At 36.0% G+C, this 25034-nt stretch carries 20 protein-coding genes; 10 read left to right on the top strand and 10 right to left on the bottom strand.

The annotated features are described in order from the left end of the window. Positions 1-89 precede the first annotated feature (89 nt). On the bottom strand, positions 90-680 hold the full coding sequence (locus AC5YGG_RS13795; protein WP_496145047.1) for an NAD(P)H oxidoreductase: 591 nt from the start codon (positions 678-680) through the stop codon (positions 90-92). A 293-nt stretch (positions 681-973) separates the two neighbouring features. Between AC5YGG_RS13795 and AC5YGG_RS13800 the strand changes: the two genes are divergently transcribed. Further along, positions 974-1819: an AraC family transcriptional regulator gene (locus tag AC5YGG_RS13800; RefSeq protein ID WP_496145048.1), complete on the top strand. Its 846-nt coding sequence runs from the start codon at positions 974-976 to the stop codon at positions 1817-1819. 8 nt (positions 1820-1827) lie between these two features. On the opposite strand, the gene AC5YGG_RS13805 is transcribed toward AC5YGG_RS13800, so the two are convergent. From AC5YGG_RS13805 to AC5YGG_RS13815, 3 genes are all read right to left on the bottom strand, one after another. After that, positions 1828-3081 (bottom strand): TCR/Tet family MFS transporter, encoded by a 1254-nt coding sequence (locus AC5YGG_RS13805; RefSeq protein ID WP_496145144.1) that lies wholly within the window; start codon positions 3079-3081, stop codon positions 1828-1830. Positions 3082-3167: 86 nt separating this feature from the next. Beyond that, the gene (locus tag AC5YGG_RS13810) at positions 3168-4061 is read right to left on the bottom strand and encodes a helix-turn-helix domain-containing protein (RefSeq protein WP_496145049.1); all 894 of its coding nucleotides are present in this window, start codon (positions 4059-4061) and stop codon (positions 3168-3170) included. A 145-nt stretch (positions 4062-4206) separates the two neighbouring features. After that, entirely contained in the window at positions 4207-5148 is a 942-nt protein-coding gene (locus AC5YGG_RS13815; RefSeq protein ID WP_496145050.1) for a hypothetical protein, read from the bottom strand. Between the two features lie 121 nt (positions 5149-5269). On the opposite strand from AC5YGG_RS13815, the gene AC5YGG_RS13820 reads away from it, so the two are divergent. Then, entirely contained in the window at positions 5270-5425 is a 156-nt protein-coding gene (locus tag AC5YGG_RS13820; RefSeq protein ID WP_496145051.1) for a hypothetical protein, read from the top strand. Between the two features lie 98 nt (positions 5426-5523). On the opposite strand, the gene AC5YGG_RS13825 is transcribed toward AC5YGG_RS13820, so the two are convergent. Further along, positions 5524-5994 (bottom strand): Lrp/AsnC family transcriptional regulator, encoded by a 471-nt coding sequence (locus AC5YGG_RS13825; protein ID WP_496145052.1) that lies wholly within the window; start codon positions 5992-5994, stop codon positions 5524-5526. A gap of 142 nt (positions 5995-6136) precedes the next feature. Between AC5YGG_RS13825 and AC5YGG_RS13830 the strand changes: the two genes are divergently transcribed. The 8 genes from AC5YGG_RS13830 (at position 6137) to AC5YGG_RS13865 (ending at position 18439) form a co-directional block, all read left to right on the top strand. Beyond that, a complete protein-coding gene (locus AC5YGG_RS13830; protein WP_496145053.1) occupies positions 6137-7525 on the top strand; it encodes an MFS transporter in 1389 nt (462 codons plus the stop codon). 107 nt (positions 7526-7632) lie between these two features. Further along, positions 7633-8379 carry a metallophosphoesterase gene (locus tag AC5YGG_RS13835; RefSeq protein ID WP_496145054.1) on the top strand — a complete coding sequence of 249 codons (747 nt, stop codon included), beginning with the start codon at positions 7633-7635 and terminating at the stop codon, positions 8377-8379. A gap of 83 nt (positions 8380-8462) precedes the next feature. After that, the gene (locus AC5YGG_RS13840) at positions 8463-9389 is read left to right on the top strand and encodes a helix-turn-helix domain-containing protein (protein WP_496145055.1); all 927 of its coding nucleotides are present in this window, start codon (positions 8463-8465) and stop codon (positions 9387-9389) included. A 216-nt stretch (positions 9390-9605) separates the two neighbouring features. Next, positions 9606-10751, top strand: coding sequence for an efflux RND transporter periplasmic adaptor subunit (locus tag AC5YGG_RS13845; protein WP_496145056.1), 1146 nt, complete (start codon positions 9606-9608; stop codon positions 10749-10751). A gap of 9 nt (positions 10752-10760) precedes the next feature. After that, positions 10761-13901: an efflux RND transporter permease subunit gene (locus AC5YGG_RS13850; RefSeq protein WP_496145057.1), complete on the top strand. Its 3141-nt coding sequence runs from the start codon at positions 10761-10763 to the stop codon at positions 13899-13901. A gap of 17 nt (positions 13902-13918) precedes the next feature. After that, the gene (locus AC5YGG_RS13855; protein WP_496145058.1) at positions 13919-15331 is read left to right on the top strand and encodes an efflux transporter outer membrane subunit; all 1413 of its coding nucleotides are present in this window, start codon (positions 13919-13921) and stop codon (positions 15329-15331) included. 58 nt (positions 15332-15389) lie between these two features. Next, positions 15390-15944 (top strand): DUF2652 domain-containing protein, encoded by a 555-nt coding sequence (locus AC5YGG_RS13860; protein WP_496145059.1) that lies wholly within the window; start codon positions 15390-15392, stop codon positions 15942-15944. A gap of 323 nt (positions 15945-16267) precedes the next feature. Further along, on the top strand, positions 16268-18439 hold the full coding sequence (locus tag AC5YGG_RS13865; protein WP_496145060.1) for an outer membrane beta-barrel family protein: 2172 nt from the start codon (positions 16268-16270) through the stop codon (positions 18437-18439). Between the two features lie 302 nt (positions 18440-18741). Here the strand turns inward: AC5YGG_RS13865 and AC5YGG_RS13870 are convergent, their stop codons facing one another. The 5 genes from AC5YGG_RS13870 to AC5YGG_RS13890 form a co-directional block, all read right to left on the bottom strand. Continuing rightward, positions 18742-21000, bottom strand: a complete 2259-nt coding sequence (locus AC5YGG_RS13870; protein ID WP_496145061.1) for a glycoside hydrolase family 3 C-terminal domain-containing protein — start codon at positions 20998-21000, stop codon at positions 18742-18744. 335 nt (positions 21001-21335) lie between these two features. Further along, on the bottom strand, positions 21336-22142 hold the full coding sequence (gene metQ / locus AC5YGG_RS13875) for a methionine ABC transporter substrate-binding lipoprotein MetQ (protein WP_496145062.1): 807 nt from the start codon (positions 22140-22142) through the stop codon (positions 21336-21338). 78 nt (positions 22143-22220) lie between these two features. Then, positions 22221-22877: a methionine ABC transporter permease MetI gene (gene metI / locus AC5YGG_RS13880; RefSeq protein WP_496145063.1), complete on the bottom strand. Its 657-nt coding sequence runs from the start codon at positions 22875-22877 to the stop codon at positions 22221-22223. Beyond that, positions 22870-23898 (bottom strand): methionine ABC transporter ATP-binding protein, encoded by a 1029-nt coding sequence (locus AC5YGG_RS13885; protein ID WP_496145064.1) that lies wholly within the window; start codon positions 23896-23898, stop codon positions 22870-22872. Before AC5YGG_RS13885 ends, metI begins: the two co-directional genes overlap by 8 nt. An 18-nt stretch (positions 23899-23916) precedes the next feature. Beyond that, positions 23917-24915, bottom strand: coding sequence for an EamA family transporter (locus tag AC5YGG_RS13890; protein ID WP_496145065.1), 999 nt, complete (start codon positions 24913-24915; stop codon positions 23917-23919). Positions 24916-25034 lie beyond the last annotated feature (119 nt).

Here is a 25034-nt window from a genome sequence, read left to right on the forward strand (position 1 = left end):
TTTGAGGCAACTTTTTTTGATATTTTTTTACAATGGTCTTTTGAGTATGAGATTTTTTGCTTTAAAATGCTGAATAAAAGTCATTTAAATTAGTCTAAAATTTTTATAAAGTTAACCGCTTGCTTTATTAAGTCATTATAATGCTCTTCTTTATTGATTTGATGACGCCCAATGGTATCATAGATTAGTTTTACTTTTGAATCTTCAACGCCGCAATACTCGGCTAAGCCGACATTAAAATAATAATCCATGTATTTATCATAATCACGTTTTTGAATGCTGACCTCTTTGCTACCTACTAATCCTATCCAACGAATGGCTTTTACCGGTAGCCGATGGATATTTCGATCACCATAAAATACACCGTAATTCCAAACTCTGTCAATATAACCCTTAAGTATTGCCGGTAAAGAATACCACCATATTGGAAATATAAAAATGAGGTAATCTTTATCTAAAAGTTCTCTTGCCAATGCTTCGGATTCAGCATTATATTGCTTATTTGTATCATACCAGTCAGGCTCATCATCGGTTTGTAATACTGGATTAAAACCTGAAGAGTATGCTTCCCATTCGGTTACAACAAAATTTTTATGAGCTTCTTTTTTTACAGCTTCTACGATTCTAGCTGTCAATGAGTCTTTTCTTGGGTGTGCCCAAATTATATGCATTTTTTTCATTGAAATAAATTTGTACAGCAAAAGTACAGTAAAGGCATGTCTAATAATTTGTAATATTATGCTCTTTTTTAGTATATTCAGGATAAAATTGTTATAGTTTTAAATTTTATCAAATCGAATTTTAAACCATATTTTTTGCTCAATAATTGCCTTTTTATTGATATGATGTTAAATTTTATGGACTTATTCGACTGCTTAAGAGTACGAAAATAATTGAAAAAGGATTTATTAATACAGATTTTACCTTGCTAATTTGTATTTTTACGCTTTTTATATAAATAAAACACGATTATATGTATAGCCCTTATGAAATTAACTATGAAAAAGTAAATGAATGTCCATTGGAAGGGCAGGTTCAGCATTATTTCGAAATTGTTTATATTATTTCAGGTAACGGACAGCAAAAAATAAATGGGCATCTTGTGCCTTACACTGGTGCTGATTTGTTACTTCTGACTCCAAATGATGTTTGTAGTTTTAAAGTAGAGGATACCACGGAGTTCTTACGTATTGCATTTCACAAAAATTATATAGAAAACAATGCACTAGCGATGGAAAATAGTTTAAAATTGGAACATTTATTACAAGCAGCTACCACTACAAAAGGATGTGTTTTGTACAATCGTTCAGATAAATATTTGGTGAAATCTTTAGTAGATGGAATTGTTCGCGAGTGCATTAATAAAAGTTTATATAGTAAAAGTCTTATTGAGCAACTTATGAATTCGTTAATTCTATTGGTGGCTAGGAATATCGCTTTAGAAATGCCAGAGGAATTATGTGAAACTTCTGAAGACAAAATATTAAATATTCTACAATATATTCATACCAATATTTATGATCCTAAAAAGATTAAAATAGAAAAAATAGGAGAGACATTTGGTTTGTCCACTACTTATGTTAGCCGCTATTTTAAAAAACATACTAAACAGACACTACAGAATTATATTGCCTATTATAGGCTCAATTTAATTGAAAATAAACTTCTTTACACTAATCTGAGAATCGGAGAGATAGCATTTGAGTTAGGATTTACCGATGAAAGTCACATCAATCGCTTCTTCAAAAAATACAAAAATGTAACACCTTCACAATTTAAGAAAGAGTATTCTAGTTTAAATCCTGCCGGCAATATTTAAAATATTCTCTAATCTTTTGTTTTACCTTCCTGTTTATATTGTATTTGAAGATTTGTTTTTTTTGCTGTATAATATATGATAACTGTACTTAAAATCATTAAAATAGAAGCCAAAAAGAACGGAGCGCCTGAAAATTTAAACGGTGCATTGTCATGCGTAAAATAGTAAAAAAGATTAGTCATAATAGGCGGTCCGATAATTGAAGTGGCACTTACTAGACTTGTTAATGCTCCCTGAAGCTCACCCTGCTGATTTGAAGAAATACTTTTGCTGATCATCGACTGAAGTGAAGGTCCACAGATGCCACCCAGTGAATAAGGAATAAGAAATAATAGCATCATCCAACCTTCATTTGCAAAAGAAAATAGTAATAAACCTATCGCATAAAAAATCAAGCCGGCGTATATGCTTTTTTGCTCACCTAATTTAGGGGCTGTCCATCTTATTAAGACCCCTTGAACCAATCCAAGCAAAAGTCCTAGTACTCCTAATGACAAGCCTACGGTTCTTTCTGTCCAATTAAATTTATACATAGTAAAGAAATGCCAGTTACTTTGTACAGCTTGAAGCCCAATATAGACTAAAATTAAAGCAATCACTAAACCTGAAATTTTTGGATGCTTTGCTAAAAACTTCAGAGATCCAATGGGATTTGCACGTTTCCAATCAAAGGGTCGCCTTTTGTTTTTATCCAGACTTTCAGGAAGAATAAAATAACCATAGAGAAAGTTCAATAAACACAGAACTGATGCAACATAAAAAGGAATTCTAGCACCATAGTGTCCTAATAATCCTCCGATTACTGGTCCTAAGATGAATCCCAAACCAAATGCAGCACCGATTAACCCAAAATTCTTAGTCCGGGTTTTATCGGTAGATACATCGGCAATATAAGCACTTGCGGTTGAGATACTGGCTCCTGTGATCCCCGCGATAATTCGTCCGGCAAACAACCAGCCAATAGTAGGGGATATTGCAAGGAGCAGATAGTCTAATGCAAATCCCAGGAGAGAAATTAATATAATAGGACGTCTTCCGTATTTGTCACTAAGGTTTCCGAGTATTGGGGAAAATATGAACTGCGTGAAAGCATAAGCAAAACCCAACCAGCCGCCATATGTTGCCGCCTCAGTAATGTCACTATGAATAAGCTCTCCAATAAGTTTAGGGACAACAGGAAGTATAATTCCCCAACCTGTAATATCAATCAGTAAAGTGATAAATATAAACCCAACTGCTGCTTTTTTATCTGTTTTTTTCATGTCATAAAAATATACAGAGTCCAAAAAGCAGGCATTGACATGTTAATGGGTTTTACGTACAATTTGTAAAGTAGTCTGTGAATTACCTATGGAAGCCGGTTTATTATTTTTTGATTCCTATATGATTTTGGAGATACTCCGGTTATTCTTTTAAAATATCTACAGAAGACGCTTGTCTCCCCAAAGTTTAATTCATTGCTGATTTCCTTGATTGATAAATTGGTTGATTTAAGGAGTGTTTTAGCTTCCAATATCAACATATGATCAATCCATTGCGATACAGATCTACCCGTTTTTTTTTTCAGAAAAGAGGAAAGATATTGAGGGGTTAAATGAAGTTTCTCGGCATAAAAATTAACATTTCTTTGTTCTTTGGTATATTTTGAAATTAATTGATAAAAGTCATCTATAATTTCGTGTGTTCTACTTTTTGAAGAACTTTTACAATCAGGCATTTCAGTATATACTTCGGAGATCATATTGATCATTACCATGACAAGATGTCGAAGAATTTCAGCTTTATTTGGACTTGGCTTTTTGTTGTAAAAATTTTTTATCAAAGCTATCAGTTCATTTTGTAGCATTATTTCATCCTCTCGAAGCCTAATTATGGGCTGCCATCGTATCTGATCATTCATTACAAATTCACGCAGTATTGGAAATGCTGACATAAAGTCTAAAGAGATGCCTATTGTTACTATTTCTGCGTCATCACTCAAGTATTTTGTATCAATTAATAACTGTGGTGGTAAAACCGCTATATCACCTGCATTTATTTCATAATCTAGGAAGTGAATCTGCATTTTCATAGATCCATTAATCATAAAGCCAAGTAATAATCCGTCAAATAAGCGGCTATGCTCAGTATAGTCATTATTGGAGTCGTTCAATTGATGGAATATAACTATTCCGTCTGTCTTTTTTGAAAGATCAATATTATATAATTGATAAACGTTATTCAGAGTTATAAATAAAGCCATGTACAAATATGAATTTTCCTGTATCCCTAATATGAGAAGGGCTTTCGTTTAAGCGATTCTCTACCTACATTGTTTAGTTGTAATACACCTCTTTTGATTTTTTTTTTGCTCCCTTACTTTAAACCTCTTAAGATCCAATAAGCTATCATATTTCCATTAATAACCGAGTACGGTCATAGGGTGATTCCCAAAATCTTCTGATTTTTGTTTCCAAATTATTTTCCTTCATTAAAGACTCATTATAAGAATCTTCAGGAAATAAGTGTACATTATTTGATTGAATTGAAATTGAAAAATGATTTATTTGATCTTCAAAATACCCTTCTTCTTTTAAATCACGTAAAGCATCCAAAAATACTAAATCCAGTGCCTTAAAATCAATTTCAGTTTTAATATCTATCAAAACTTCATCAATAGAAATAGTTTGATGATAGCTCATTTTTTCAGGGTTCCACAATTTATTATAATCTATCGTTTGCTTGTTAATTTCTAATCTAAAAGCAGCAAGACTTCCAGCATCTAAACTGTACAAATTAAGTTTTCTGTTTTTTGTAATAATTACACCATATAACTTATCCTGACTGCTAACGACTGTTGCATTCAATTGACTAAAACTTTTTTTAAAAGAATTTTTCAAAGTAGTTTTATGATCTTGAAGACTTTCATAAACGGAATTAACTTGCTGTATGGTTTCAAACTTTTTAGAATCTAAAGCTTCTACAGCTTGAATCAACATCTGAGAAAAGGTTATTTCCAGATCAATCAAATGATCATCTTCTATTAAAAACAGCTTCTGATTTTCATTGTGTGCAACAATAAGATTTTCATTGTATGCATCGCCTATAGCAATATAACCAGTATATCCTAATTCCTGAATCATCTCATTTTGCTCCAGAAAATCATCTTCCTCATTAAAAACTGCACTAAATAAATTATCATTAAATCCAAAAATGTTGAGATATGATATAAAAAAGCCAGGAATATCGTTTTTTAAACTCTCATTTAACAAGCTAATATTCTCTAAACTAAGTCCTTTTTCTTTTTCAAAACTGTTAATTTGGATTAGTTTGTTTATTATCTTCTCCATGACATGTTTTTTATTGATCTTTGTTTTTCAAATTAAAGCTTTTAAAACTTAAAAATTACTCCCTATAATCAGTGGTTTTCTTAAATATCACAACCATTTTAAGAGATTTATGCTAAAATCAATGAAAAAAGTAGAAATTGATTTCGGTTTAGATGCTTTAGTGAACAAACAAAGAAAAAGCGTGGCGGAAAAAGAGTTAGAAATTAAATTTAATGAGTTGATTTTCTCAGTAATAGAAACAAAAAATCATAGATATATTCTTCCGATAAAATTTTAAATTAAACAACGATTTAACCTCTACTTGAGGTACAAATACTGTGTTTTCGTAATTTGAAATCTTTAAAACAATTTTAATCTTATTGCTTCAATTTTTAATTATATAATCTGAGCACTTTCTTTAATACTACTCATTACAAAAATACTTTTGGTCTGCCCAATTCCTTCAATTTCCGATAATTTGTTGATAAAAAACTCATGAAACTCATCCATATTGGGAGCCAGAATTTTCAGCATGAAATCAAAATCACCACTGATGTTATAAAACTCAACTACTTCTTTTAGCTTGCTTACCTCTTCGATAAATTTTCCGGCAGTTTTTTTATTGTGGACATTCAAAGCAATCATACAGATGACCATCATTCCTTTATTTACTTTTTTGCGGTCCAATACAGCTGTATATTCTTTAATAATTCCTAATTTTTCCATACGCTTGATGCGCTCATGAGTAGGGGTAGGACTTAGGTTGATTCTTGCGGAAATATCCCGTACGCTCATTTTAGCATCTCTTTGAAGAAGCCTTAAAATAGAAAGGTCCTTTTCGTCCGGAGTGTAATTTTCTGTTGACATTTGTTCTGTTTTATGAGTATTATTGTATTTAAACAGTAGTTTTGTTCTTTATTGATTTTATTTTTGGTTGTATTGTTCCAAATTTAGTATAAAATTTTTACATACGTTCTGTTAATTTTAATTTTGCAGGAAATTTGAACATATGGATACAAGGAAGAATATAATATTAATTTTAGCATCGGTAGGAACTTTTGTGGAGGCTTTGGATATTGCCATTATTAATTTAACAATTCCTTCTATTCAGGAGCAGTTTCACATAGGGGCAGGAACGGTTCAGTGGCTGCAAACGTTATATGTATTATTTTTTGGAGGCTTTCTGATTATTGGAGGGAAACTTTCTGATCAGGTAGGTAGAAAAAAAATGTTCTTATGGGGAGCGCTTATTTTTATGCTGACATCATTGGGAGCAGGATTATCTCAAAGTTTTGAAATGTTAGCGCTATTTAGAGCTTTACAGGGATTGGGGGCAGCATTTGTGATGCCATCTACGCTATCTATTGTTACCAATACCTTCAGAGGTGAGCAGGAAAGAAACCGTGCCATAGGAGTTTTCAGTTCCTTTGCCGCAATAGGTTCGGGGAGCGGTCTTTCAGTAGGGGGAATCATTAGTACCTATTTAAGCTGGCACTGGGTCTTCCTTATTAATGTTCCTATTCTTTTAATTACATTAATCTTGTCCTATTATTACTTGCCTGCAGACGAGAAAAATGAAAATAAAGGGAAAACAGATGTGGTTTCCGGAATATTAATGATAATTGGACTTTTAAGTTTAACGTACGGAACGCATGAGTTGGTTCATATCAAAGAACAGCCTTTCCTGGTAATAGGTTCATTAGTTGCAGCAATAGTACTTTTAATAATGGTATTCTATCGTTTAAGATCTGTTGCGGAGCCATTATTTGATTTGAAATTATTTAAACATGGTTCGTTAGTGGTTTCTAATGCTGCTTTCTTTACACTGGGAGCATTTTTTATAGGATTCTTATTTCTTATTTCGCTTATGCTTCAGAAAGATATGGGATATAGCGCTGCTTCGGCGGGATTAATGCTTGTTCCATTCAGTGTTCTGTCAGCTTTAACGGCCAAATTTATTTTACCTCATGTTTCAAAACGATTGAGTTCATCGCAAATGGGGATGCTGGGCTGGTTATTTATGCTTGCTGGAGGGTTATTGTTGTTGATTTCAGTGTTTACAGGGCATCCGTTAACTATAGTTCTGTTGGGAGCTGCATGTATCTCAGGAGTGGGAATGACATTCTGTTTTACAGCATTGTCAGTTCTTGGAATTCAGGATGTAGAGCCTTCAAATTATGGATTGGCATCAAGTTTGAGTTCTACAAGTTACTTTTTGGGAGCCGGGATTGGATTATCCTTTATGACGCTAATGAGTCAGGTTTTTCCTTCAGAATTTGCGGTAGGAAGCCTTAATCTGATCATTTTAATTGGTTACGCTCTTCTGGCACTCGGAATGTTATTCTATTTTATATTGAAAAGCTTAAAAGTGAAGCAGGCAGAAGTAGCTGTTTCATAATAAGCGACCTTAAAATTACACAAACTATATGATAAAGGAATCGGTGCATTGGGCATCGGTTCTTTTTTTGTCTTAGGGATTTCGTCTGTCTTTATTACTTTTGTAGTATGAGAATACAAATCATTAGCGATCTTCATCAGGAATTTGGAAAAACTGAATTATGTTTTGATAATGCAGATGTTCTAGTCTTGGCTGGCGACGTTAATTTGGGAAGAAAAGGAGTTGAATGGATGAAAAAGACAATTCCCAATAAGCCGATTATCTATGTTTTAGGGAATCATGAATATTATAAAGGTTCATACCCGAAAACATTGGAGAAAATTAAAAATGCTGCCGAAGGTTCCAATGTTTTTGTACTCGAGAACTCTTTTGTTGATATTGAAGGTGTTCGTTTTCATGGAACTACTTTATGGACTGATTTTTCAATTTTTGGAAACCCCGTGAAATATGGAATAATTTGTCAGCCCAAGATGAATGATTACAAAAAGATCAGACGAGATCCATCGTACTCGAAAATGAGAACCATAGATACTTTTAAGATTCATCAGTTTTCCAAATTATGGTTGAAGGAAAGTCTTCAGGAATCAAAAGGTCTTAAAAATATTGTAGTTACTCATCATGCTCCAAGTATTCAATCTGTACCGGAACATTATAAGGAAGATCCATTGACCTCAGCTTATGCTTCCAATCTGGAAGATATGATTCTTGAACATCAGCCTTTATATTGGATTCATGGTCATATCCATACGCCATGCCAATATAATATTGGAAAAACTGAGGTGATCTGCAACCCTCATGGATATATTGATGAAAAATACAATGGATACCAGAAGGAATTAATTGTTGAAATATAGAAAAGGAAAGCCCCAAAAGCCTAAGTATACTTTTTATTAATTTCGCCTTTTTCATTACCTTCGTATACCATAATCCGTTTTCCATGGCTAAAAAACTCACAAAAGAACTTGTTTCAGACTCCGATTTCGTATCAAAATTAGCTTTTGATGAAGTTTTACAACAGGTAGAATTTGAGGTAAGGATTAAAGAGTTTGTCGTCATGGAAATTGATAAGGCGAATTATATTATAAAACCGAATATCCCTTACCGTTCAGACTATTTCTGTATTTTTCTTGTGCAGGAAGGAAGTGTAGGATTTAGGTTGGATGATAACAGCTATGAAGTATCTAAAGGGGATGCTATTTTTTGTCCCATGTTAGAAACCTTTTGGTTAGAAGATATTGCAGAAAATTATCGGGCAACCTATATTTTCTTTTCTGTAGATTTTATTTCTCAGGCAGGTTTCAATTATAAGTCAAACAATGTTCTTAAAAGTCTTTCATCAGATCCTACCCACATTATCAGGAACGAACCTGATTTATTCAGGAAGCTTAATTTTCATCTTGCAGAATTGAAACATCTGAATAATAAGGAAAAAGACAATTATTACTTTAATGAAATGATCTGGCATCACTTCTCGCTGGTGATTTATGAAATAGACAATTACTTTAAGAAAATTGAAAAACCTCTTGTTGTCACCCATCGGGAGGATGAACTTACAACCAGCTTCTTCACCTTAGTACAGCAACATTTCAAAGAAGAGCATAATGTTCAATTTTATGCAGATAAGCTATTTATCAGTCGTAAATATCTTACGAAGGTCATTAATAAAACGATGTGTAAATCTCCTCGGGATATTATTCATCAGGTATTGGCAGTGGAAGCAAGGCTATTGCTTAAGAATCCCAATCTTAATGTCAGTGAAGTAGCGTCACAGCTTAAATTTTCAGATCAGGCATCGTTCAGCAAATTTTTTAAAAAACATACAGGAAGGTCACCTTTAGAATACAGGAAAGATGATTTGTATTGAAAATGAGGTGATTATGTTTTAGGTGCCTTTTTGATAAAATTAACACAATATTTTGATTTAAAATATAGAAATATGTCATTTAAATTATCTATGAATGATATTTCTCATGTTTTTAAAAATAAGGAGTCTTTTTGACAAAACAAGGAGTTTTTTGAATAATCCGATTGAATTTTTTTCGTTCGAATTTTGTGCGGAAAATTTAAAAGGACTATTGTTATGCAAAGATTTTTTATTCAGAAATCAACCATACTTTTCCTCTCGCTCATCGTCTTGGCGGGATGTAGGAAAAACAACCAAAACCAATCTTATCAGCAGCAGGCACCAGAACTTCCTGTAGAAATAGTAAAGCAGGGAGACGCTTCTGTTTCCAGAGAATATGCAGCATCCATTGAAGGTGTTTCTAATGTAGAAATAAGACCGCAGGTAACCGGATATTTAAGCAAAATTTTTGTAGATGAAGGAGATTATGTGAGAGCAGGACAGCCTTTATTTAAAATTGAAGACAGAATATTCGCTGAACAGTTAAAAAGCGCACAGGCAGCTTTGATTACGGCACAAGCTAATCTTTCAACTTCAAGAATTGATCTGGACAGAAAAAAAGAGCTTTTTAGAAATAAAATGGTTTCCGAAATTCAGGTGAAAGAAGCAGAAGCGGCTTATAATGCGGCAAGAGGAGCAGTAAGCCAATCAACGTCATCTATTGAATCAGCAAAGATCAATCTTAATTTCTCTACAATTAAAGCCCCGGTGAGTGGATTTATCGGAAGATTCAATTACCGTTTGGGAAGCTTAATGACGCCCGGCAATCAGGAGCCGATTACCTTGTTATCAGATATTCATCAGGTGTTTACCTATTTCAGTTTAAGTGAAAATGATTTTAATAATTTTCAGAAACAATATACAGGAAGCAGCATAGATGAAGTCATTAAAAATACTCCTGCAGTATCTCTATTGCTTTCGGGAGGCGAAAAATATGCTGAGGCAGGTAGAATTGATGCTGTGGAAGGACAGTTTAATAAAACTACAGGTTCCATCACGTTAAGGGCAAGATTCAACAACCCAAATAATACTCTAAGAAGCGGAAACACGGGGAAAATCTTATTAAACCAGTTTTACAGCAATGTGGTTTTGCTTCCTATCGCATCTACCAGAACTATTCAGGATAAAGTTTTCGTATTTACCATCAAAAATGGAAAAGCAGAAATGCTGCCGGTTGAAGTCAATGGAAAAGCAGGTGATAATTTCATCGTATCCAAAGGGTTAAAGGCTGGTGATCAGTATATCGTTTCCGGTTTCGACAGATTACAGCCGGGAACACCTGTAGTGGCACAAAAGAAAAATGCTCAACAGAAAAAATCGTAAGAAGAAATCATGTTAAAGAAAATTATAAAAAGACCCGTACTGGCAACGGTTATCTCTGTATTGCTGGTGATTCTCGGGATCGTCGGGATGGTCAGCCTTCCGATTACAAAATTTCCGGACATTGCGCCACCTACCGTTATGGTAACAGCTGCTTATCCGGGAGCCAATGCTGAAACGATTGCAAGATCTGTAGCACCGCCGTTGGAAAACGCCATCAACGGGGTGGAAAATATGGACTATATTACTTCCACAGCAAGTAATGACGGTACTTTGAGCATTACTGTTATCTTCAAACTGGGAACAGATCCCGATCAGGCAGCAATCAACGTTCAGAACAGGGTAGCACAGGTAACGAACCAGCTTCCTGCTGAGGTAATTCAAGCCGGAATTACTACGGTAAAGAGGCAGAACAGTATGATCGCGATGGTTTCTCTGACGAGTAAAGATGGTTCTATGAATGATCTTTTCCTTGAAAACTATGCGAAAATCAATATTGTTCCTGAGCTAAAAAGGGTAAAAGGAGTAGGAGATGCCATGGTTTACGGAAACAAAGATTACTCAATGCGTATCTGGCTTGATCCGAATAAGCTGACCTCTTATAATCTAACACCATCAGATGTTTCAAGAGCAATTCAGAGCCAGAATCTTGAAGCGGCGCCGGGAAGACTGGGAGAAAGAAGTAAAGAGGTGATGGAATATGTTCTTCGCTATAAAGGAAAATTCACAGAGCCTGAGCAATATGAAAACATTACCATTAAAGCATTGAACGACGGTTCTGTTTTAAAACTGAAAGATGTAGCAAAAGTAGAATTTGGAGCTTACAGTTATACCGTTTCCTCCAATTTCAATAAGAAAGCTTCTGTAACAATGGCAATTTTCCAGATGGCTGGATCAAATGCGAATGAAGTACAGATCGCTCTTCAGGAAAGAATGAAAGAACTGGAAAAATCTTTTCCCGCGGGAATGGATTATGAAATTCCTTATGCAACAAAAGAAGCATTGGACCAGTCTATTGAACAGGTAATTCATACGCTGATTGAAGCATTTATTCTTGTATTCATCGTAGTGTATATTTTCTTGCAGGATTTCAGGTCTACATTGATTCCGGCAATTGCAGTTCCGGTGTCTATCGTGGGGACGTTCTTCTTTATGAGGATTTTTGGATTCTCTATTAATATTCTTACACTATTTGCCCTCGTACTTGCTATTGGTATTGTGGTGGATGATGCCATTGTTGTAGTAGAAGCAGTTCACGCCAAAATGGAACATAAGAAATTGAATCCAAGAGCAGCAACCATGTCGGCAATGAGTGAAATAACGGGAGCAATTGTTTCCATTACTTTAATCATGTCTGCGGTATTTGTACCGGTGGCTTTCATGAGTGGTTCTACAGGACTGTTCTATCAGCAGTTTGCGTTAACATTGGCAATTGCGATTGTGATTTCTGCAATTAATGCATTGACATTAAGCCCGGCTTTATGTGCTTTGTTCTTAAAACAACATCACGGTGGTGCTCATGAAAAGATGAACTTTAAAGACCGTTTCTTTGCGGGATTCAATGCCAGTTTCAATAAACTTACATTCCGTTATGGAAAAGCAGTATTGTTCCTTCTGAAGAAAAAATGGATCGCATTGGCAATAATCGTTGCTTTTGGAGGATTGTTTGCCTGGATGTCTATGACTACGCCAAAAGGATTTATTCCTGACGAAGATCAGAGTTTTATTATTGTAACTGCCAATCTGGCTCCGGGTGCCTCTAAAGACAGAACATCCAAAGTAGTTTCTGATACAGAAGATCTTTTAATGAAAAATCCGGCAGTGGATAAAGTGATTTCAGTAGATGGGCTGAATCTTTTCAGTGGCTCCATGTCATCATCTGCGGCTTCTATTTTCGTTAAATTAAAAAATTCAGGAGAAAGAGGTGCTGTTAACAATATTAATGATATCATCGGGCAGACTCAAGGAATGCTTTCGAAGGATAAAAGAGCAAACTTCCTGGTAATTAATACACCAACCGTTGATGGTTTCGGAAATACAAGTGGAATGGAGCTGGTACTTCAGGACCGTACCAACGGAGAACTTCAGAATCTTGGAAATATCTCTTACGGAATGATGGGGGCTTTGATGCAGAGACCTGAGGTTGCGGTGGCATTTACCACATTTGATGTTACCTATCCGCAGTTTGAAGTGCTTGTAGATGAAGTGAAAGCAGCACAGCTAGGAGTGAATGTTTCCGATGTATTAGGAGTAATGCAGGGATATTACGGAAGTATTCAGGCTTCTGATTTCAACAGATTCGGGAAGTATTACAGAGTGCTGGTACAATCTACTCCGGAAACAAGACAGGATAAAGAATCCCTGAACGGTATTTTCGTGAAAAATAATTTGGGACAAATGGTTCCTATTAATACTTTGGTAAGCTTAAAACAGGTAACCGGAGCTGAAGTGGTAGACCGTTTCAATCTTTTCAACTCATCAAATTTAACGGTAATGGCTGCACCGGGTTACAGTACAGGTCAGGCAATGGCTGCTGTAGAAGAAGTGAGCAGCCAGGTACTTCCCCCGGGATATACTTATGATTATAAAGGAATGAGCCGTGAAGAAGCGGGTTCAAGCTCACAATCAGTGATGATTTTCGGATTGTGTATTGTGTTTGTATTCTTCCTGTTATCTGCTCAGTATGAAAGTTATATTCTCCCTTTTGCAGTATTAATTGCTATTCCAGTAGGGTTATCAGGCGTTTTTGTGGGAATTACTTTTGCGGAATTATCCAATAATATCTATGTGCAGATTGCTTTGGTAATGTTGATCGGACTTTTGGCGAAAAACGGTATTCTGATTGTGGAATTTGCCATTCAGAGACGTAGAGCAGGAAAAAGCCTCATTGCTTCTGCCGTTGAAGGCGCAAAGGCCCGTTTACGTCCGATTTTGATGACCTCTCTGGCATTTATTACCGGATTGTTGCCGTTGATTTTTGTTGTCGGTCCATCCGCAATGGGTAACCATTCTATTGGATATGCAGCAATTTCAGGGATGCTTTTCGGAACCATTCTGGGGATTTTTGTAGTGCCTGTGCTTTTCGTGATGTTCCAGGCTTTGCATGAAAAAATTAATGGAAAAGTAGTAACAGATGCAGACTGGGAGTATTAATTCAAATGATTTTAACAATGAAAATTAGAAATATAGCCTATATTATGTTCGTTTCAGGAGCTGCGGTTTCCTGTAAGGTTCAGAAGTATGAACAACCCCAAATCAACATGCCTGAAGCTTTCAGAAGTGACAGCGTTGTAGTGGAGCAGAACGAAAATATCGCGAAGATCGGCTACAAAGACTTTTTCAAAGATCCGGTTTTGATTGGATTAATTGATAAGGCTATGGTGCAGAATAATGATCTGCAGGTGGCTCTAAAACAGATAGAATTTGCATCACTTGCCTATGATCAGAGCAAGTGGGGCAATATTCCTACCATCAATGCTGCGGCAAACGCGAATATCAGCCGTGCTTCGGACAATAGTATGAATGGCATGATGGGTAGACAGTTCATGGGAAAAAGATATACAGAAGATTATACAACAGCGCTTACTTTTTCATGGGAAGCTGATATCTGGGGGAAAATCAAAGGAAGAAAAGAACAGGCATTGGCAGATTATCTTAAAACTCAGGAAGCGGCAAAAGCAGTGAAAACGCAAGTAGTAGCCGCTGTTGTTCAGGGATATTATAATCTTTTGATGCTGGATACTCAGCTGGAAATTACAAAATCGAATCTGACGTATGCCGATAACACCCTGAAGTTTCTTGTAAAACAACAGGAGCTTGGATTGATAACAGCTTTAGCGGTTCAGCAGCAGGAAATTGTGAAAGATCAGATCCTGAAAACTATTCCGGCAATTGAAAGTTCTGTTGCTACGCAGGAAAATGCTTTAAGTCTTTTGACGGGCTCCATGCCAGCAAAAATTGAAAGAAGTGCAAGCCTGAATAATGTTCAGTCTCCGGATCATATTTCAGCGGGAATTCCATCAGAATTATTAAGTTACAGACCGGATGTGAAAACTGCAGAATTAGAAGTGAGAAAAAGTGCAGCGGCTATCCATATTGCTAAAATGAGTATGTATCCTTCATTGAATATTACGGCTCAGGGTGGGGTAAATGCTTTCCAGATCAGCAAATGGTTCAGTGTTCCCGGCTCTCTTTTCGGAATGGCGGCAGGAGCCATTGCTCAACCTATTTTGAATGGAAAACAACTCAAAACTCAGTATGAACAGTCTAAAGTATTGGCAGATCAGGCAGAAATAAGCTTTAAACAGTCTGTTTTAAAAGCAGTAGGAGAGGTTTCTGATGCGTTGGTGCAGATTCAAAAGCTGGAAGAACAGCAGAAAATTGCTGAAGGACTGGTGGTGAAATCCGGCGATGCTGTGAAGAAAGCTGATATGTTATTTAAATATAACTCAGCAACATATGTGGAAGTGATTTTGGCTCAAACCAATAAGCTTAATGCTGAATTGGAACTGGCTTCTCTGAAAGCTCAACGATTGAATGCAATAACTGCGCTGTACCGTTCCGTAGGTGGCGGATGGCAATAAAGTAAAACTCAACCTGCTTCGTCTTTAATGATGCAGCAGGTTTTTAATCTTGATCACTATGAAGAATACAAATATACAGGAGGGTATCATTCTAATTCCGGATTTCAGCGGATTTACCGAATTTGTGTTCAATACCAAACTTTATACAGGAGAATATATTGTAAGACAACTACTATCTACGCTGATTGATGTGAATGATCAGTATTTTGAGATTTCTGAAATTGAAGGAGATGCCATTTTGTTTTATCGGTATGATGAAAATCCTTCATATGAGAGGATTTCGGGCATACTTTGGAAAATGAGAAATGCATTTAACAGGAAAATAAAAGAATTGAGTAAGAGCTTAAGTACGACAATTGATTTGTCTCTGAAGTTTATCGTTCATTATGGAACGTTTTCGCAGTATAATATCGGTAATTTTAGAAAGCTTTACGGAAAAACTATTGTAGAAGCGCATCAGATGTTGAAAAATGGACTGGCAGAACAGCCTTCCTATGCTTTATACAGCAATTCTTTTTTAGAAAACAGTAATAATCAGGAAACTGAATCTTATAAGGATCAGCATCATGTCTCGGAAGTGGGGCTGATCCATTATTTTGAAAGTTTAAACTAGCATATTTTATTTTTTAATCCTTGTAAATTTGCTTTTGCTAGCGGCCCGGGTGAGATCCGGGCTTTTTTTGTGGGGAATAAGTTGAATTAATATGTTAAAATTTGACAGTTATACGAAATTTTTTTTAATCAATTTATTGTGTATGTTATGGGTATAACTGTATTTGTTTAATTATTTTATCTTAATAATTGTTATATTTTTAAATTATTCTTAAAATCAGTTTTTGTAAAGTGTTAAAACCTAGATGCTTATTTATTTTTTTTTCATTTCTCATGTAACAAAAGGCTAACTATAGTGGTCTTATAGGATAAACTATAACTTTCATGAAAAAAATATTATTTCCGATAGCAGTCATAACGAGTTCATTAGCAATAGCGCAAACTCAAGCTGTAAAGGATACTGTAAAAAGTAATACCAAGGAGATAGAAGCCGTTGCTATTGTGGCAAAAAAACCTACAGTAGAATCCAAAGTAGACAGAACTGTTTTTAATGTGGCAAACAGTGCCATCGTTGCAGGAAATACAACCTGGGATGTTTTGAGAATGACTCCTCTGGTAAGTATTGATAATAATGATGCCGTAAAAGCGGAAGGACAAACGGTAACTGTTTATATCAACGATAGAAAGTCTGTTTTTACAGGAAAAGAATTAAAGGAATATCTTAAAACAATTCCAGCCGATAACTTGTTGAAGATAGAAGTGATCACAAGCCCGTCTTCCCGTTACGAAACTTCCGGATCAGTCATTAACATCGTTCTGAAGAAAAGGGATGACGAAGGGATAAAAGGAAGCATTTCCCTGAATAACAGACAAAGTACGAAGAATTCACAATATACCAATTTCAACCTCAACTATCATAAGAAAGGATTTACCCAGACCTTTATCGGAAGCTATGGAAATAATACCTATGTGCAAAAAGGGGCTAAAAATATCATATCGTATGATAAGAATAATAAAGACAGTGACCTCGAATATGAAACAGTAACAACAAGTGAAACCCCCTCACTTTCCTCTACTTCAGAATTTGAGCTTAATGATAAAAATAACGTAGGGCTTATTCTGGAATATTTTCAAAGCCGCAGCAGGTCTTTATCGGAAACGAATTCAACTGAATATAAGAACGGAGATTTTTTCGATTCATATCTTCAGACCCAGAATGAAAACGGATTTTATCGTAACCTTGGAACAAATGTCTTTTATAAATATTATGACAAGGAGAAAAACAGAATCCTGGATATTAATTTAGGAACAAATTATTCAGGAAATGACAGCGATGAAATAATCAAAAAAGCAACAGCAAAAAACGGAATTAAGGAGGTAGGAATTATCAGTGACAATCAGATGCGTAATTATTATCTGAAAGTAGATTATACCCAGCCATTGAGTAAATCCGGTGGAACGATTGAGGTAGGTGCTAAAACTGAATTCAATAATCACGTAATTCCTAGGACATTATATGGGTATAGTATAAGTAACCTGGATCCTGATTATAAAGGATTGTCTACCAATGATACATTCCATTATGAAGACAATATCACTTCCGTATATGCCAACTATAGCAAAACGTTCTTTAAAAAACTGGAAACCCGTATCGGACTTCGATATGAATATACGGATTTGAGAGTGAGACAAGATGTTGCCGGAACCGAAAGAAAAGATGGCTATGGTACTTTTCTCCCTAATTTATTGATTAAATATAGCTTTTCAGATAAGTATGATGTGAGTTTAACGTACAACAGAAGTATCTGGAGACCTTGGTATTCTGAATTTAATCCTTTTGTAACGCCTTCTATTGACGGAACGTATTCCAGAGGAAATATGGACCTGAATCCCAATCCTAACGACAGGTTGTACCTGAAATTCGGAATCCTGAAAAAGTACTTTATCTCTGCAAGGTACATGCATACCAACCAGGATTACTGGACCACTTTCGCTACGGAAAACGGACGAAATGTATTTTTACCAGGTAATTTTAACGGAAAAGTTGAAAAATATTACCTTTTTGCAAATACAAACCAGAATTTCCTGAAAAATAAATTGAATGTAAATGTTGGAGTTGGGTGGTATTATATCGACAATAAAGACTTTAATGATAAGAACAAAATCGGAGGCAAGAGCTATATCAATTATTGGGGCGGATCTGCGAATGTCTCTTATTCCAATCTATTCAACAAGAATATAAATATCAGTGCATGGATGGAAATTGCCAATCAGAACAATGGAAACTCTTATGCTAATAACACGAACGTGTTTCATAATATTTCAGTGACTAAATTATTCCCTAAAACACAGATGGAAGCCAGCTTACAGCTGATGAATATCTTTAAAAGACCTTTTGCTGACAATACTACATACAGCCAGGTGGGAACTTTCAGGGATTATCAAAAATGGGATTGGTACGGAGTAGCTGTTACTTTTGTGAAGCGTTTCGGAAACCAAAAAGTTAAAGAGAACACGAAAACGGATGTTGAGAAAAACTCCGGAGGGGCGAAATAATAAATATTAGATCAATATAAAGGCAGGTTTCAGTTTGAGACCTGCTTTTTGTTGATTTTAATGCTGTTTTATAACCAGACAGCCACATAGATTTCTATGTTGCATAGAGCAAGTAATATCATTTTTATAGATAAACAGTCTTCACTATTTCTTAATGGTTCAGGTTATTGGATAGATAAGAGAAAATAAAAAAGCAGATTTCAAATAGAAACCTGCTTTATAAATTCTACAAAATTAATAGATAGATTAGTTTATTGTCAAACAGTAAATTCCGTCTTCCTGCTTCCATCTTCCATCCTTTACTATTTCAAAGTAAACTTAACTTTTGTTTTAATAGCATCAGAAGAATTACCGATCAGCGCTTCAAAATCGCCAGGCTCAGCAACCCAGTCATGCTTTTCTGCATCAAAATAGCTTAATGCTGTTTTATCAATCGTAAACGTTACCTCTTTCTGTTCACCAGGATTTAAAAATACTTTTTCAAAGCCTTTCAATTCTTTTGTTGGTCTTTCAACGGAAGATTTCAGATCGGAAATATATAACTGAGCCACTTCCGAACCTGCTCTTTTTCCTGTATTTTTAACAGAAACGGTGAATGTAATTTTGTCATCCTGAGTTATTGTGGTTTGATCTGCTTTCGCTTTTCCAAACTCAAATGTGGTATAACTTAACCCGTGTCCGAAACTGAAAAGAGGTTTGATGTTCTTAGTGTCATGCCAACGGTAACCAACGAATATACCTTCATTATAAGTAATATTGATAGGGTTTTTCTGATCTTTTCCTTTTCCGGCAGCTAATTCATCTTTCTGACCAGGATATTCTCCCAATTGATGAGCCGAATTATCCTCAAGCTTCACAGGGAAAGTAAAAGGAAGTTTTCCTGATGGGTTGGCATCACCTGCTAAAACAGAAGCAATGGAATTTCCAGCTTCAGAACCAAGATACCATGCCTGTACTACGGTTGGAACATCTTTGATCCAAGGCATTGCAATAGCATTTCCTGAAACTAAAACTACAGCAAAATTTTTATTAGCTTTTGCAAGAGCAGAGATCACATTGTCCTGATTATATGGTAATCCATAGCTTTTTCTGTCGTTTCCTTCACTGTCCTGGAAATCTGCTTTATTCAATCCGCCAACGAAGATAACGTAGTCAGATTTTTTTGCCAGTTCTACTGCTTCGTTTAATAGTTCTGCCTCAGAACGGGAATCTTTTAAGTCCTGTCCGGATTTTACACCATTGTATTCACCGCCAATGTCTCCTACATAACCTCTGGCATATTGTACGTCAGATTGCTTCCCGAATCTGGACTTTATTCCGTCTAAAGGAAGAGTTTCGTATTTTACTTTTAATGAAGATGAACCTCCGCCAACAGTCATAATTTTGATGGCATTCTCTCCAATTACTGCTATTTTTTTAGCTTTATTAATGTCAATTGGAAGTACATTACCTTGATTTTTCAATAAAACAATTCCTTCTTCACCGATTTCCTTTGCTACAGCTTTATGTTCTTCAGAAGCAATATTCCCGAAAGGTTTATTTCGGTTCATTGTCGTTTTATAGGCAAGACGAAGTAATCGGGTTACTTTGTCATCAAGTTCTTTGGTTCCTACTTTTCCTGCTTTGATCAGATCAAGATAAGGTTTTGCCAGATAATAATTGTCATAGGCATTTTTAGTTCCGGCTGAAAGACCATTGGTCCAGGATCCGAACTCAAGGTCCAATCCGTTGTGGATGGCTTGTTCCGTATTATTGACAGCGCCCCAGTCGGAAACCACTACGCCTTTGTAATTCCATTCTTTTTTTAGAATATCATTTAAAAGGTATTGATTCTGGCTGGCATATTGTCCTTTGTACATATCATAAGCTCCCATGATCGTCCATGAATCACCTTCTGTTACAGCTGCTTTGAAAGGTGGAAGATAAATTTCATAAAGAGTTCTGTCATCCACATTCACATTGCTGGTATGACGAAACATTTCCTGATTATTCAGGGCAAAATGTTTTACGGAAGTAGCAACGCCATTTGACTGTACTCCCTTGATGTAAGGCACCACCATTTTTGATGTTAAATAAGGATCTTCACCCATGTATTCAAAGTTTCTTCCGTTCAGAGGAGTTCTGTAGATATTGACGCCAGGTCCCAGGAGAATATCTTTCTTTCTGTAGCGTGCCTCTTCTCCTAATGCCTTACCATAATTCCAGGACATCTTTTTATTCCATGTAGCGGATAAAGCAGTAAGGGCAGGGTAGGCGATGATAGAGTCATTGGTCCATCCGGCTTGATCCCATTCATCCCACATTACCTCAGGACGTACCCCATGAGGACCATCCGTTGTCCAGAACTCTGGAATCCCCAATCTTGGAACACCCGGAGAACTGAATTTTGACTGTGCGTGAAGCATAGCTACTTTCTCCTCCAGTGTCATTCTGGAAAGAGCATCCTGAATACGCTGTTCTACAGGTTTCGATTCATCTAAATAAACGGGAGTATTGTTCTGAGCCATATAAGAAACAGAAATAAAGGTGAATAAACTTACAATGGCGGTTTTTTTTAACATATTGCCTTTTTATTGGATTGAAGCAAAAATAAACAAAATTTTTATATTATCTCAAATTGAGAAAATAAATTTTGAACCATAAAAAAACTGCCTGCAAATCGCTGACAGTCTGTTTTTATTGCTGGGTAGAAATGTGATTTTGGAAATAAGAGATGTAAAGAGAATAGGCAAAGAGATAATAGACTGATAGAGGATAGACTGAAAATATTGAATTCTAAATATCAATAGTCAATTTTGCTTCGCAAGTGAATCTTCAGTTTGGAGTGAAAGGATAACCATCTTAAACCTGAACTCAAGATTCCGAAACTCTCATACTCTCCCGCACTCAAACACAATTACCATCCTTTCACCGCTCCTCCTTTGAACACTTCAAGAGCTTTCTTTTCTACCTCATCGGATTGATAAGCTTTTACGAAGTTTTTTACTTTCTGACTGTTTTTATTATCCTGTCTTGATACTACAAGGTTAACGTAAGGGGAATCTTTACCTTCTTTGAAAATTCCTTGCTTTTCAGAATCCAGCCCGGCTTGGGCTGCAAAATTATTATTGATAATTCCTACTACAACATCACGGTCATCCAAAACTCTTGGGATCTGAGCTCCTTCAATTTCCATAATTTTCAGTTGTTTTGGGTTCTCAACAATATCAGTCACTTTTGGAAGTAATCCAACTCCTGCTTTTAGTTTCAATAAACCGTTTTTCTGTAACAGAAGCAGAGAACGTCCGCCATTGGTGGGATCATTGGGAATAACAATAGTGCTTTCATTCTGAAGCTGGCTGATATTCTGAATTTTCTTTGAATACGCTACAATAGGATAAACAAAAGTATTTCCAACAATAGCAAGATTATATCCTCTTTGTTTAGATTGTTCGGTTAAATAAGGCGCGTGCTGGAAAGCATTGGCATCAATATCACCGTTCACTAAAGCTTCATTAGGAACTACGTAGTCATTGAAAGGAATCAGTTCCACTTCAAGATTATATTTTTCTTTAGCTACTTTTTTAGCAACTTCAGCCACTTCCTGCTCGGGTCCGTAGGTGATACCGACTCTGATAAAGTTCGGATCATCTTTTCTCCCTGAGCAAGCACTGAAAAGCAGTACGCCGGCAGCTATTAAACTTAAAATCTTTATTTTTTTCATTCTATTCTTTTTAATAATATGGTTAGGAAGTACAAAACTCATACGTTCACTAAAACTCAAACGCTATAACCCCCAAACTCACCTATGGTCAAATTTCTTAGATAATCTGTCTCCCATAAACTGTATAATGAATACCAAAAGAACAAGCAAGATTAAAACTGTATTCATGATCACAATATCATAACCGATATATCCGTACTGATAACCAACCTGTCCTAATCCGCCGGCACCTACAGCACCTCCCATCGCGGAATATCCAACTAAAGTAATCAGAGTAATAGTTGCATTATTAATTAAGGAAGGAAGGGCTTCAGGAAGTAATACCTTTCTGATAATCTGCAAAGGTGAAGCCCCCAGGGCTCTTGCTGTTTCTATTAATCCATGAGGAACTTCGATAAGGCTGTTTTCAACCAATCTCGCAATAAAAGGAGCTGCTCCTACACTTAATGGAACCAACGCGGCATTCACTCCAATAGAGGTTCCTGCCAGAATTCTTGTAAAAGGGATCATCCACACGATTAAAATAATGAACGGGATCGCCCGGAAAATATTAACGATGATAGATAGTGTTCTGTGATAGACTACATTTTCCAGAAGTTGTCCCTTTCTTGTTAAAAATAACAGGATGCCTACCGGAAGCCCGAGGACAAATCCAAAAAATCCAGACACAAATGTCATATAAACCGTTTCCCAGGTTCCTTTTGCCAAAAGGGCAAGTACCGCATCACTAAGCATATCCTTTTACTGTATTTTGAATTTTATTTTGATTGAAATAATAAATAGCCTGTTGGTTCTTTTCATCTTCTCCTTGAAGTTGCAAAAGTAGTTTACCAAAATTAGAATTCCCAAAATATTCTACATCAGCTTTCAAAAGTTTGTAAGGGATTTTATGTTCATTATATAAGGCTGAAAGAATTTGTTCAACGCTTATGTTCTCGTTAAGTTCTATTTCGACCAGTGGGAATAAGCCTTCCTGCGGCTCTTTCTGTAGTCTTTTATTAAGTTCCTGTGGCAGGGTCATGATGTCTGAATTTATAAATTGTTGGATCACCGGATGTTCTCTGTCCGAAATAATCTCGCTTAAAGTTCCTTTTGCTAATAATTTTCCTTTGTCTATAACGGCAACGTGGTTACAGACCGCTTTGATGACTTCCATCTCATGGGTAATCAGAAGAATAGTAATACCAAGCCTTTGATTGATATCCTTTAACAACTGTAAGATGGATTGCGTGGTAACCGGGTCAAGAGCGCTGGTTGCTTCATCACAAAGCAAAAGATGCGGTTCATTGGCTAATGCCCTTGCAATGGCAACTCTCTGTTTCTGACCCCCGGAAAGACTTCTGGGATAATCATTGGCTTTATCTTCAAGACCTACAATTTTCAGTAATTCATTGACCTTTTTATTGATTTGATCCTTGCTGCTATGATCCAGTTCCAGAGGAAGTGCTATATTATCAAAAACAGTACGGGAAGAAAGAAGATTGAAGTGCTGGAAGATCATCCCTATTTTTTTTCGTTCTTCGGCAAGCTGCTTGGAGCTTAACTGGGTGAAGTCCTTTCCATTGATAATGACCTGTCCTTCATCCGGTCTTTCCAAAAGATTAACGGTGCGGATCAAAGTACTTTTTCCTGCGCCCGAGAATCCTATAATTCCTACGATATCTCCTTTGTCTATATTGATACTCACCTGATCCAGTGCTTTGAAAGCCTGTTTTTTCTGGTGGAATGTTTTTGATATGTTTCTGATTTCTATCATTCTGATATTTTATACTGTTTAAATAGGCTGATATCGTCTGCCTGTTCTGTTAAAAAATCTTTTCACTCTTCTGATTTTGACCTTAGACCGTTTTGAAAGTTTAAAGTATTTGGTAACATTGGTTAGAAGTACTCCCAGCAATATAACTGCCAAACCATATAGCTGACTTCCATTGATACTTTGATTGGCTACAATCCACCCAGCAATAACCGTAACAATAGGGTTAATGTAGGTGTGGGTGCTTACCAATGCAGCGGGTTTCACGGACAACAGCCAAATGTACGACAAATACGCGACTATTGATCCAAAGAAGATCAAAAACAGAACACCCAGCCATGCTGATAACGGGATCGCTGATACTGAAAAACCAGTCCATTCCTTTCTGAATAAAGAGATAAGAAATGCTGCTAGTCCTGCTACAATAAGCTGTTGCGCAATATTCATAAAGGTAGATTGTGATGCAGGATTTTTCTTAGAATATAAAGATCCTAAAACCCATGCCACAGAGCTCAGCCCTAAAACGATAAAAGCTGTAATACGAAGATGACCGTCTGCGGCTGCATGCGCTGTATGTGAATTTACACTGCCTTTTAAAAATAAGATCAACCCCGCAAAACCAATGGCTAAACCTATCGGAATAAATTTATCTGAAAAATAATACTTCCAGTTTTTTCTGTCGATAGCGATAAACCAGAAAGGACCGGTAGCAATACAGATGGCGGCTTCGGATGCCATCACATATTGTTCTCCCCATGCCACAAGCCCGGTTCCTCCGGTAAGGATAAGGATTCCGGTGATCGCATTTTTCTTCCAGTTCACTAAAGAATTTGCCTTTTCTCCTTTAGAAAGAAGGTATCCCATCATTAGAATTCCCGCTACCAGAAATCTCAATCCGGATAGTATGAATGGAGGAAAACCTTTTAAGCCAAATGAAATAGCTAAAAACGTCATCCCCCATATTACATAGATGTTTGTAAATGCCAATGGAACTAACCACTTGTTTTTAGAATTGCTCATTTTTATTTTTTTTAATGTTGTTGGTTTTTAATAAAAAAAGGCTCTACAACTTGGTAGGGCCTTATGAAAAGTATGTCATATTAAAAGTAAGGTCACCCACAGTATTCTTGATGCACAGG

This window comes from Chryseobacterium sp. CS2K3 (genome assembly GCF_059515185.1).

Coding starts and splice junctions, on each gene's coding strand:
- AC5YGG_RS13855 (WP_496145058.1), top strand. CDS start 13,919: ATGAAAATTAGAAATATAGCCTATATTATGTTCGTTTCAGGAGCTGCG.
- AC5YGG_RS13820 (WP_496145051.1), top strand. CDS start 5,270: ATGAAAAAAGTAGAAATTGATTTCGGTTTAGATGCTTTAGTGAACAAA.
- AC5YGG_RS13870 (WP_496145061.1), bottom strand. CDS start 21,000: ATGTTAAAAAAAACCGCCATTGTAAGTTTATTCACCTTTATTTCTGTT.
- AC5YGG_RS13890 (WP_496145065.1), bottom strand. CDS start 24,915: ATGAGCAATTCTAAAAACAAGTGGTTAGTTCCATTGGCATTTACAAAC.
- AC5YGG_RS13840 (WP_496145055.1), top strand. CDS start 8,463: ATGGCTAAAAAACTCACAAAAGAACTTGTTTCAGACTCCGATTTCGTA.
- AC5YGG_RS13885 (WP_496145064.1), bottom strand. CDS start 23,898: ATGATAGAAATCAGAAACATATCAAAAACATTCCACCAGAAAAAACAG.
- AC5YGG_RS13805 (WP_496145144.1), bottom strand. CDS start 3,081: ATGAAAAAAACAGATAAAAAAGCAGCAGTTGGGTTTATATTTATCACT.
- metQ (WP_496145062.1), bottom strand. CDS start 22,142: ATGAAAAAAATAAAGATTTTAAGTTTAATAGCTGCCGGCGTACTGCTT.
- AC5YGG_RS13865 (WP_496145060.1), top strand. CDS start 16,268: ATGAAAAAAATATTATTTCCGATAGCAGTCATAACGAGTTCATTAGCA.
- AC5YGG_RS13835 (WP_496145054.1), top strand. CDS start 7,633: ATGAGAATACAAATCATTAGCGATCTTCATCAGGAATTTGGAAAAACT.
- AC5YGG_RS13815 (WP_496145050.1), bottom strand. CDS start 5,148: ATGGAGAAGATAATAAACAAACTAATCCAAATTAACAGTTTTGAAAAA.
- AC5YGG_RS13850 (WP_496145057.1), top strand. CDS start 10,761: ATGTTAAAGAAAATTATAAAAAGACCCGTACTGGCAACGGTTATCTCT.
- metI (WP_496145063.1), bottom strand. CDS start 22,877: ATGCTTAGTGATGCGGTACTTGCCCTTTTGGCAAAAGGAACCTGGGAA.
- AC5YGG_RS13825 (WP_496145052.1), bottom strand. CDS start 5,994: ATGTCAACAGAAAATTACACTCCGGACGAAAAGGACCTTTCTATTTTA.
- AC5YGG_RS13830 (WP_496145053.1), top strand. CDS start 6,137: ATGGATACAAGGAAGAATATAATATTAATTTTAGCATCGGTAGGAACT.
- AC5YGG_RS13795 (WP_496145047.1), bottom strand. CDS start 680: ATGAAAAAAATGCATATAATTTGGGCACACCCAAGAAAAGACTCATTG.
- AC5YGG_RS13860 (WP_496145059.1), top strand. CDS start 15,390: ATGAAGAATACAAATATACAGGAGGGTATCATTCTAATTCCGGATTTC.
- AC5YGG_RS13810 (WP_496145049.1), bottom strand. CDS start 4,061: ATGGCTTTATTTATAACTCTGAATAACGTTTATCAATTATATAATATT.
- AC5YGG_RS13800 (WP_496145048.1), top strand. CDS start 974: ATGTATAGCCCTTATGAAATTAACTATGAAAAAGTAAATGAATGTCCA.
- AC5YGG_RS13845 (WP_496145056.1), top strand. CDS start 9,606: ATGCAAAGATTTTTTATTCAGAAATCAACCATACTTTTCCTCTCGCTC.